General features: G+C 60.0%; 8 protein-coding genes. 2 read left to right on the top strand and 6 right to left on the bottom strand.

Going from position 1 to position 10640, the window contains the following annotated elements; all coding sequences use genetic code 11:
* Window positions 1–243: 243 nt before the first annotated feature.
* The 3 genes from FIV38_RS29590 to FIV38_RS29580 all read right to left on the bottom strand — a co-directional run bounded on the left by FIV38_RS29590 (window position 244) and on the right by FIV38_RS29580 (window position 4940).
* Window positions 244–1596: a citrate-proton symporter gene (locus FIV38_RS29590; protein WP_029293300.1), complete on the bottom strand. Its 1353-nt coding sequence runs from the start codon at window positions 1594–1596 to the stop codon at window positions 244–246.
* Window positions 1597–1691: 95 nt separating this feature from the next.
* Window positions 1692–3080, bottom strand: a complete 1389-nt coding sequence (locus FIV38_RS29585) for an amidase (RefSeq protein ID WP_029293302.1) — start codon at window positions 3078–3080, stop codon at window positions 1692–1694.
* A 465-nt stretch (window positions 3081–3545) separates the two neighbouring features.
* The gene (locus FIV38_RS29580; protein ID WP_092239372.1) at window positions 3546–4940 is read right to left on the bottom strand and encodes an aminotransferase-like domain-containing protein; all 1395 of its coding nucleotides are present in this window, start codon (window positions 4938–4940) and stop codon (window positions 3546–3548) included.
* Between the two features lie 131 nt (window positions 4941–5071).
* On the opposite strand from FIV38_RS29580, the gene FIV38_RS29575 reads away from it, so the two are divergent.
* Both FIV38_RS29575 and FIV38_RS29570 read left to right on the top strand, forming a co-directional pair.
* Window positions 5072–5707 (top strand): LysE family translocator, encoded by a 636-nt coding sequence (locus FIV38_RS29575; RefSeq protein ID WP_070996187.1) that lies wholly within the window; start codon window positions 5072–5074, stop codon window positions 5705–5707.
* A gap of 106 nt (window positions 5708–5813) precedes the next feature.
* Window positions 5814–6872 (top strand): diguanylate cyclase, encoded by a 1059-nt coding sequence (locus tag FIV38_RS29570; protein ID WP_029293308.1) that lies wholly within the window; start codon window positions 5814–5816, stop codon window positions 6870–6872.
* A gap of 101 nt (window positions 6873–6973) precedes the next feature.
* Here the strand turns inward: FIV38_RS29570 and FIV38_RS30645 are convergent, their stop codons facing one another.
* The 3 genes from FIV38_RS30645 to FIV38_RS29550 all read right to left on the bottom strand — a co-directional run.
* On the bottom strand, window positions 6974–7783 hold the full coding sequence (locus tag FIV38_RS30645; RefSeq protein WP_235861127.1) for a hypothetical protein: 810 nt from the start codon (window positions 7781–7783) through the stop codon (window positions 6974–6976).
* A 90-nt stretch (window positions 7784–7873) separates the two neighbouring features.
* Window positions 7874–8200 carry a contact-dependent growth inhibition system immunity protein gene (locus FIV38_RS29555; protein WP_070996190.1) on the bottom strand — a complete coding sequence of 109 codons (327 nt, stop codon included), beginning with the start codon at window positions 8198–8200 and terminating at the stop codon, window positions 7874–7876.
* Window positions 8197–10640 (bottom strand): RHS repeat-associated core domain-containing protein (locus FIV38_RS29550; protein WP_146492597.1); only part of this gene is annotated, 2444 nt, incomplete at its 5' end. The genes FIV38_RS29555 and FIV38_RS29550, both read right to left, overlap by 4 nt.

Below are 10640 nucleotides of genomic sequence, written 5' to 3'. Positions count from 1 at the left end.
CCTATGTGACTATCCCTTGGGCAGACTTGGACGCGGCAAGAGCCGCATCCAAGCTTCAAATGTGTAAACGATGTCCCCGGTTTCAGATGTAAAGGATGTCTACGGTTCTACACCCCCGTTGGGCTGCGCAGCAGCCCCTTAGCCAAGACACCGTGGTTTACCTGATAACCGCAGCGCGATTATTGGGGCCGCTGCGCAGCCCAGCGGGGGACAAGCCCCCTCGCCACGGTCGGGAAAAGTCAATCAGCGAACCGAGGCTTCTCTGAGCCGGGTTTCGCGGGCCGGCGTGCCGGGGAGCACGGGCCGGGTTTCCTTGGCGAACCAGGCGGCGGTGAGGCACACCAGGTTGGCGATCAGCAGGTACCACACCGGTGACATCGGGTCGCCTGTGGTACCGATCAGCCAGGTGATGATGATCTGCGCGGTGCCGCCAAACGCCGCCACGCCAAAGGCGTAGACGATGGAGAACCCGGTGGAGCGCACCGATTTGGGGAAGCTCTCCACCAGCAACACGATCAACGCCGCGCCGCTCATGCCATGCAGGCCGGACAGTACCGCCAGGGTCAGGAGGAACGTCGAGGGGCTGGGGTGTTCGGTCATCAACTGCAGCGCCGGGAACAGGATCAGCAACAGCACTACCCGTGGCGTCATCAGGATCACCCGGCGGCCGAAGCGGTCGCACAACATGCCGCCGGCCACCGCGCACACCGCCATGGCCGCACCGGCCACCAGGGTCGAGAGCATGGAGATACTGGTGGGCAGTTTCAGCTCGGTCAGGGCAAAGGTGGTCATGTAGTTGAGGAAGTACTGGGTGATGGTGCTGCCCGAGAGAATCAGCAAACCCAGGACCAGGGCACGCCGATGCTTGCCGCAGACTTCGCGCACCAGATCGCCGGTGCTGGTGGTTTCGCCCTGGCCGTGGAAGGTCTCGGCCAGGTTGCGGCGGATATAGATGCCAATCGGCAATACCAGCAGGCCGAACACGAACGGCACGCGCCAGCCCCAGCTGTTGAGGTCTTCGGGGGACATCACTTTGGTCAGGGTATAACCCACCAGCCCCGCGGCCATGGCGGCGACGCCCTGGGCCACCACTTGCCAGCAAGCATAGGTGCCGCGTTTGTGCGGCGGCGCGGCTTCGAGGATGTAAGTGGTGGCGGGGCCGGCTTCACCGCCCCAGGCCAGGCCCTGGATCATGCGCGTCACCACCAGCAGGATCGGCGCGGCGATCCCGATGGTTTCGTAGCCGGGCAATATCGCAATACTGCCGGTGCCCACCGCCATCATCACCAGGGTCAGCAACATCGCCGGCTTGCGCCCGACGCGGTCGGCGTAGGCGCCAATCAGCACCGCGCCCAGGGGCCGCACGATAAAGCCGATGCCGAAGGCCGTGACCGACAGCATCAGGCTGACGAAGGCGCTGTCGGACGGGAAAAACGTATGGCCGATCATCACCGCAAAGGTCGCATAGACCCCAAAGTCGAAAAACTCCACGGCATTGCCCAGCACCACGGCGAAGATGCTCTTCCTGCCGGCGTCCGGCGATGGCGTTTCAGGTGTGTGCTCGGGACCCTCGCGAGTCAATTGTTCAGTGTGCATACCAGCCCCTCGGTTTTAGTTATAGGTCGTCCAGGCCCCGGCCTTGGGGCCGGGGAGCGGGCGTGTGGGTGGGCAGTTCAGTTACAGCGTCAAGGTCAGTTCGGGTTCGGCCATTGGTGGATTGCGCCACGCCAGCTCTCATAGGTTTTTGCGATTTGCAGCAGCCAGATATCGGCAAAACGTGGCGCGATCATCTGCAGGCCGATGGGCATGCCATCGGCGGCGAAACCACAGTTGATCGACAGCGCCGGTTGTTCGCCCATGTTCCACGGCACGGTGAACACGATGTGTTCGAACGGCAGCTGCGGATCATTGCTCGGTGACGGCCACTGGGCGGGGAACGCGTTGACCTGGTTGGTGGGCGAGAGGATCAGGTCAAGGTCGCTGAAGGCCTGGGCGGCGCGGCGGCGCATCTCGAAGGTCTGGTTGAACCCCTGCACCGCCTGCACGCCGCTGATATCGGCGCCGGGCGCGGCCCAGTCGCGGATGTACGGCAAGACTTTATCGAACTGCTCGCTGCTCAAGGCCGACAAGTCGCCCCATTGCCGGGCGCGCCAGAACTGGTCGAGGCCGTCGAGCTGGGCGCGGTCCATGATCGGCGGGATCAGCGTGACTTTGGCGCCATGGGCTTCGAACAGGCGTGCAGCCTGTTCCACCGCCTCACACACGAAACCTTCCGGTTGCAGGCCGGCGCCGGGCTCCAGCATCAGGCCGATGCGCAGGCCCTTGACCGACAGCGGCTGGTTGCTCCACTCGCGGGTGAGCGGCGGCAGGCTGGTGGCGTCGCGGGCGTCTGGGCGGGCCAGGTGTTGCATCATCAGCACGCAGTCGTCGACCGTGCGGGTCATGGGCCCGGCGGTGCGACCGGTGTAATACGGGTCGATCGGGATGCGCCCCAGGGTCGGCTTGAAACCCACCAGGCCGCACCAGGCGGCGGGCAAGCGCACCGAGCCGCCGATATCGGTGCCGATATGCAGCGGCCCGTAACCGGCAGCCGCCGCCGCAGCAGCACCCGAACTGGAGCCGCCGGTGTTATTGGCGGTGTTCCACGGGTTGCGGGTAATGCCATGGAAGCTCGACAGGCCAGAGGAGAGCATGCCGAAATCCGGGACAGTGGTCTTGGCCAGCACAATTGCCCCGGCTTCACGCATCCGCGCGGCGGGCGGGGCGTCCTTGAGGGCCGGGGTCAGGCGGGTGGCGGCGCTGCCGAGGGGAATCGGCGTCCCTTCGGTGGCCACCAGTTCCTTGATGGTCACGGGCACGCCATCGAGCACGCCATTGGGCTGGCCTTTGTTCCAGCGCTCGGTGGAGGCCTGGGCTTGTTGGCGCACCTGCTCAGGATCGAAGGCGTACAGGGCGCGGATCTTCGGCTCCCAGCGGTCGATGTGGGCCAGCAGGTGGTCGTAGTAGTCGAGGGGGGAGAGCTGGCGGCTGGAGAATTGCTCCAGCAACTGGGCGGCCGTGAGGTCATGAAGATCGGTCATTGAGCGCTTCCTGGTGATGGGCCTTGGGGCTCATGGCGGGTGGCTGTTGCTCTGGACTATATAAACCCTGGGCAGCAGCGACCATCACATTCGAAGCGCTACAGTGTTGCGTTTTTGTGTGCACTCAATGGTCGCGACTGTGGGAGCGGGCTTGTCGGATCGCCGCGATAGTGGTGGCTCAGTCACTGCCTGTGGTGGCAGGTCTACTGCTATCGCAGCATAGGTATCTACACAACTTTCAGAAACTGACGAACTTTCCCGTGGCGAGCGGGCTTGCCCCGCGTTGGGCTGCGAAGCAGCCCTAAACCCGGCCATCGCAGTTTATCTGAAGAAATGCGGCGGGCTTTTTGGGTCTGCTTCGCAGCCCAACGCGGGGCAAGCCCGCTCGCCACAACTGCGCTAACTGCCTGGATTTAGGTGTTGCGGGCCGATGGCTATCGCAGACAAGCCCGCTCTCACAATGACTCAGCGCAACAATGGCTCGATCGCGGCCCACACCCGTGGGTCATCACAATGGGCCACATTGAAGCGCATAAATTCGCCCATCCCCGGCTCATACCCAAACAGCGCTCCCGGCGCCAACACCATGCCGCGCTTGAGCCCGGCTTCGGCCAGCTGTTCGCCGTTGACCCCAGCCGGCAGGCGCGCCCAGATAAACATCCCGGCCTCATACCCCATGGGCAGCTCACAGCCGCAGCGGCGCAGCCACTGTTCAACTCGGGCGCCGGCTTCCAGCAAGCGCTGGACCATGCGCTTGCGGTGCCGCGCATAGCTGCCTTCGCTGAGCAGGCGGTAGACCAGTTGCTCGAACAATTCCGACGTCACGCCGCCGCTCATCAGCTTCATATTGGTCAGGTTGGCCGCCAGTTGCGGCGCGGCCACCACATAACTGACCCGGGTATTGGCGCTGAGGGTTTTCGAGAAGCCCGACAGGTAGGTCACTTGCTCCAGGCCGGCGAGTGCCGCCAGGCGGGGCGGTGGGTTGGGGTGCAGGTCGCCGTAGAGGTCGTCCTCGATGATATGGCAGTGGTATTGACGCATCAGTTGCAGCAGCCCGAAGGCCTGGGCTGCGCTGAAGGAATGGCCGGTGGGGTTGTGCAGGATGCTGGTGGTCACATACAGGCTGGGCCGCTCCTCGGCGAGCAAGCGCTCCAGAGCCGCGAAGTCGAGACCGTCCGGGCCCCGCGGCAGTGTCAGCACCCTGACCCCGTGCAACGCCAGGTTGGCGTGGAAGTTGAAATAGCACGGTGCATCCAGCAACACCGTGTCACCGGGGCGGGCCAGCAGGCGCATCAACATGTCCAGGCCTTGCAGGGTACTGGGCGTGGTGATGATCTGTTCCACCGAGACCGCCAGGCCATCGCCCTGCAGTTTTTGTTGCAGGGCCTGGCGCAGTGGCAGGAAACCCGCCGGCGTGCCCATGCCAGCAACGCGCAGGGAAGGGGCCCGCACCACACTGCGCATGGCCTGGCGCAAGGCTTCGGAGTCCAGCCAGTCTTCGGGCAGATGGCCGCCACCGGGGCGCAACTCGCCCTGGCCGGTGAGCATCGGTCGGCGCAGCACACTGAGCAAATCCTGGGGCAGCAGGTCGACCCAGTTGCTCGACGACGACTGCGTCTGGCGTTGGGCGACAAAGTGCCCACGGCCCTGGCGCGAGGTCAGCAGATGCTGGCCGCGCAGGCGGTCCAGGGCTTCATTGACGGTGAACTTTCCGACGCCCAACTGCGCCCCCAGCTCACGCACCGAGGGCAGTTTGCTGCCTGCGGCCAATTGGCCTTGCTCGATGGCGCGGGCGAAGGCCTCGACGATCTGTTGGACCTTGGGGGTGTGGTCATCAAAGTGGATCTGCGGAATGGCCATCGCGATGTCCTGAAGTTTGCCGGTCACTTTACCGGTAAAGCCTGCGTGAATATCCGCCGAGTTTACCTGCCCGACACGCAATCCGCGTCCTAGACTGCGCAACATTCCTCGCTGCCGTGAAATTACCCACCATGGTCACTGCCCTTACGCTGTCGTCCTTCCTGTATTTCCTGGTGCTGTGCAGCACCCTGGCTTTCAGCCCCGGCCCCATGACCCTGCTGCTGCTGAGCCTGGGCTTGAAGGACGGTTTGCGCCACTCCTTGCCGGCGCAGTTTGGCGCCAGCGTGTCGTACCTGATTTCGATCCTGATCTTTGCCGTGGGCTTTTCCGAGCTGATCAAGGGCTACCCGCTGATTACCCAAGGCATCCAACTGGTGGGCGTGGCTTATATCCTGTACCTGGCCTACAAACAGTGGACCAGCAGCGGCGTGCAGATCAACACCACCGGGCAAGGGCCGGAGACGCCCCGTGGCTTGTTCGGCAAGGGGTTGCTGACCGGCCTGTCCAACCCCAAGGCGATCATCCTGTTCAGTGCGGTGTTCCCGCAGTTCGCCGCTGTTGGGCAGGACAGCGCCGCCGGTGACATCGCGATTCTTGGCCTGACTTTCCTGGTTTTGCAGTTCGCCAGCGGCTGCCTTTATTGCTACTTCGGCCAGCGGATCAAGCATGTGCTCGAGTCGCCGCGCAAGCGCGTGCTGTTGCAGAAGGTCACGGCCGTCTTGCTACTGGCGGTGGCGATGTTACTGGCCCGTGGATTTTCCAGCTAAGCCCCTGGTGGCAGGGGATTGGCGCGGGGGATAAGCCTCTGAGCGGTAGTGGCTATTTGCCGTTGCCCTGATAGACTTCCAGCATTCATCCAGGATCAGCCAGATCATGCCAGCCGCAGGAGGAAACGGACTTCCGCTCGCCAAACGCCTGTACAAATCGCGGACCCTGGGGCTGACGCTCGGCTTCGTCTGTGTATTGGCCGGCATGTACCCACTGGACCCACCAGGCTGGGTCTGGGCCTGGATGCTGATCAACGCCTTCGCCTGGCCGCACCTGGCTTACCAACTCTCGCGCCGCGCCGAAAACTCCCTGCGTGCCGAACGTCGCCATCTCCTGGTGGACTCGTTCTGCGGTGGCTTCTGGGTCGGTGCCATGCACTTCAACCCGCTGCCCAGCGTCACCACGTTGTCGATGATGACCATGAACAACGTCGCCATCGGCGGGTTCCGCTTCATGCTGATGGGCTGGGTGGCCCAAGCGCTGGGGATCGGCGCGGCAGTGCTGCTATTCGCCCCGGCCTATATCGCTGTGACCACGCCTGCCCAACTCTACGCCTGCTTGCCGATCCTGATGCTCTATCCGCTGGCGCTGGGCTGGATCTGTTATCGCCAGGCCATCACCCTGGCCCGACATAAGCGCGAGCTGCTTGCTTTAAGCCGAACCGACAGCCTGTCCGGGCTGCTCAACCACGGCGCCTGGAAAGACCACCTGGAAATCGAATTCGCCCGCTGCCGAGGCGGCCAGCAAGGCGCTGCGATTGCACTGATCGATATCGACCATTTCAAGATCATCAACGACACCTACGGCCACGTCACCGGCGACATCGTGCTGCGCCAACTGAGCAAGATCCTGCGTCAGAACCTGCGCGCCACCGACCTGGCCGGGCGTTACGGCGGCGACGAATTCTGCGTGATCCTGCCGGACATGCCCCTGGGCCACGCCACCGAAGTGATGGACGCCCTGCGCGACCGCTTCAGCGCCCTGGGCTACGCCCAAGACCCGACACTGCGCGCCAGCCTGAGCATCGGCCTGGCGCCATACCAAGCCTCCCACGGCGACGCAACCAGCTGGCTGAACGACGCCGACCAGGCGTTGTACGAGGCCAAGAGCGGCGGGCGCAATCGGGTGAGGTCGGTGGAGGCGGGGTGGGTGCGGTCGCTCTGAAAGACCCTTACAGACGACTCGCGACCTGTAGGAGCCGGCTTGCCGGCGATGGCGATTTGATAATCACCATTGGGGTTGGGATTTGTTGAGTTTTTATAGTTTCAGGCACCAATTGAAGTGAGCCATTCCTTATAAAAGTTTGTTTGTTCTTGTGGATCATTTGTCAGGTTGTGCTCTTCGTAGTCGAATATATGAACTATATCTTCGCGGGTGGCACGTTTACCTAAGGTCAATTCATATGCAACCAAGCCGGCGGCCATCTGCGAGGCCATGCTGGAAGGCCTGACATTTATTTTTGCACCTTTACAACAGAATATTATGTGGGGAAAGTCGGCTCTCATTTTTGCGAAACATCTATATATGTCTTCGTCCCGATAGATTTTTTTGAAATGGTCGGCTTCTGAAAAGCCTAACATCATGCGTGTAGAGTCGTATTTTACTTCTACGTCTGTTTCTTGGCCAAAAATGATTGCTTTAATGGTTTTTGTACGCACATTTCCTAGGGGATGAAAGGGGTTGGAGGTTGGTTGGTCAGGTTGAAGCGAGTTATTCCACTTGGCATGGAAATCAAACTGTTCTTGAATGTCGTTGGTCAGATTGTCTTCTTCATAATCGAATATTCGTACCAGTCTTTCGTTCGGGTCGCCTAGTGTTGACTCATGGAGCGCGATTCCGCTTAGTCCTGTGTAGGAGGAGTGGAATACGTTGACCTTTGAACCTTTGCATAAAAATTTAATGTCATTAAAGTCTTTGCGCAGTAATCCAAAACTGTGAAAGATACTAGGGCTGGAATATTTTTTCTTGGTTTGGTCGGCGAATGTTATATTTAAGGTGCCTGTATTTTTTTCGTATTCGATAATCGCTGTTTCGAGGGTGTTTTTTTTAATTATCTTTATTTCTAGGCTTTTCATATTTGGCTTCAAAGTCGCTTTTGGAGTTTACCAAGTGTTCTGGTCTTCAAGGCTGGCCTTTTGGAATTGTTTAAAATAGATTCGCTACGTTTATTTCGTTATGGTGTTCTGTTCTGCGAGTAGATACTCATTGAATTTGCTAACTATATGGGTTAGCCACAATAATCCTGATTTCCACTGGTGTGGATAATAGTAATAGCAGTATTGTTCCTGGAATAGGTTTTCTTGGAAGTCTAATTCATTTGTGTATGAATTGATCATCTCCAGGATTTCCTGCTTTACAGTTATAATTATGTCTTTAGATGAGTCTTTTAGAAAGCCATCAATGACGTCGTCGGCCGAAGAGTAGTCTTCCATCCAGTCTTGGTTGAAGTAGGCTCCAAAGAATTGTTGGAGTTCTGTCAGTGGCAGATTCATTTTTCTGGATATCCTGTTAGCAATAGATAGCCGTCTGGCATCTTAGGTGATCGTTTTAAAACTAACAAAAATTTATACGCAGCTACAGAGTTTTTAGCTCCCTTTAACAAACTTCGTCCTACGGGCTGGGTTGAACTGTCTCTAATCAGAAGTTTGCTCTTGTTTCCATTTAGAAATTTTCTTATTTCTTGGTGGTGGGTCGCCAAGCTTTTAGAAACTATAGTCTCAGCCTCCTCTAGTGTTTGAAAGGTAGAGGAGGCCGGAATATTGGGTTCTGAGTCGAAGCGTTCAGCTAGCTCTTCGTCAGTCCGCGCAACATGTTTTTTAATCAAGTGTCCTCCTCCCTTTTCATGTGCGGTTAATACACCGCTATTTGCTTTGCCTTTAGAGTCTGGACAGTTACCAGCCTTACATGCCAACCCCAACGGATCCACCCACCCCGTAGGGTTGGGCACATACAAATATCCGTTCACCCCACCCGCCAACTTCACCGGGTCGGGGGTCAGGTAGCGTCCGTTGTCCGGATTGTAGTAGCGATGCCGGTTGTAATGCAGCCCGCTTTCCCGGTCGTAATACTGCCCCTGAAAGCGCAGTGGGTTGTCGACCGTGCCTACATCCAGCCGGGTGATTTTCCCGTAGGCCTGGTAATGGGCAGACCAGACGATTTTGCCGTCTGCGCTGGTCAGTTCCTGCGGCGTGCCCAGGTGGTCGAGTTGGTAGTGGAACGCTTGTGTATTGGCCGGCCCGAAACCGTCGAGCAAGGCCAACGGCCTGAAGCTGTCAGGCTCGTAGAGGTAGCTGCGGTGCTGGCCATGGGTGTGTTCGGCGATGAGCTTGTCGCCTTGCCAGAAAAACTCGGTGGTCTTGCCCGCCACGGTTTTGCTGATGCGCCGGCCAAACGGGTCGTAGCGATAGCTGGCCTGGCTGCCGTCCGGCTGGGTGATGCCGATCAGGCGGTGCTGGCAGTCGTAGCGGTATTCGGTGACCAGTTGCTGCGCGCGGCCGCGGCGTTCGCGTATGAGGTTTCCGAAGGCGTCGTAGTCGTAATGCCGGTCGCCTTGTAGTAACAGGCGGTTGCCGACGACGATGCCGGGGCCTGGGCGGTCTTGCATCAGCAGGTTGCCCGCCGGGTCGTGGGCGAAGCGTTCTTGCACGTCTTGCGAGTGGTCGGCGCGGGTCAGGCGGTCGAGGGGGTCGTAGTGGTAGTCGTGCTGGCCCTTGCGGGTGTCGAGCAGGCGGGTGAGGTTGCCGGCTGGGTCGTAGGTGTAGCGGCGAAGGCCGTGGCGGTGTTCGTGTTGGGCCAGGCGGCCCTGGTCGTCGTAGTGGTAGTGGCTCAGCAGTTGGCCCTGCTGGCGCTGCTGCTCGCGGCCGGCCTTGAACAGGTGCGAGGTGAGTGTGCGGCCATTGAGCTCAACGGTGGCGAGGTGGCCGCCCTTGTCGTGGTTGAAGGCCAGGTGGTTGTTGTCGGGCAGGCGCAGGTGGTCGAGTTGGCCGCAGCTGTCGTAGCCGTAACGCAAGGTGCCCCAGCCCTGGTGTTCAGCGGTCAGGCGATTCTGGCTGTCGTATTCGTAGTGCAGCGGCCAGTGGCCGTCGTCGACGCTTAGGAGATTGCCGAGGCGGTCGTAGGTGTAATCCACCGTGCTGCCATCGGGCAGGGTTTTTCGGATGAGGCGGCCGGCGTGATCGCGCTGGTAGGCGGTAATCAGCTGACGATCATCGTCGCCGAACTCGGTTTTTTCCTGCAGGTGGCCGTTGAGGTCGTAGACGTAGGCGGTGCGCTTGCCGTCGAAACCGGTTTCCTGCTGGATCAGGCCGTTGGGGTGGTACGCCAGTTGATAGCGTTCGCCTGACTCGTTTTCGATTTCGGTCAGCAGCAGGCGGGTGTTGTCGTAGCGGTATTTGAGTTGAGAACCGTCGGGGTTGATCCGACGACTGATCAGGTGCAGTCCGTCGGCATATTCATACCGGGTCACACGCCCCAGTTCATCGCGCTCGGCGGTGACTTTTCCGTAGGGGGTGTAGCTCAATTCGCGGGTGGCGCCGCCCGGCAATACCACCTTGAGCAGTCGGCCTACCGCGTCCCAGTGATAGTGGGTCAGCGCGCCGTGTTCATCTTCACGGGCGATCTGCCGGCCCAAAGCGTCGTAGCGATAACGCCGCACGCCGCCGTTGGGTAACTGTTCCTGAGTCAACTGCCCAAGATCGTTCCACTTCAGGCGCTGACAGCTGTGGTCCGGATACCAAACCGCTAAAAGCTGCCCACGCTTGTCATAGCTGTACTCAGTAACGTTGCCATCAGGATCAGTCTGGCGGGTGATATCGCCCTGATCATTACGCTGGTACTTCCAGACCGCCGCACCCCGGCGCATGACCCGTACGAAACCATGCTCATACTCGTAGGCGGTAGGCTCGTCATCCCCCGGAAACAGCGCCACCAAGC

The organism is Pseudomonas proteolytica (assembly GCF_007858275.1).
GTDB classification, from domain to species: domain Bacteria; phylum Pseudomonadota; class Gammaproteobacteria; order Pseudomonadales; family Pseudomonadaceae; genus Aquipseudomonas; species Aquipseudomonas proteolytica.
Note: the sequence above shows the minus strand (reverse complement) of the source record. Positions and strands in the feature narration are given on the sequence as shown.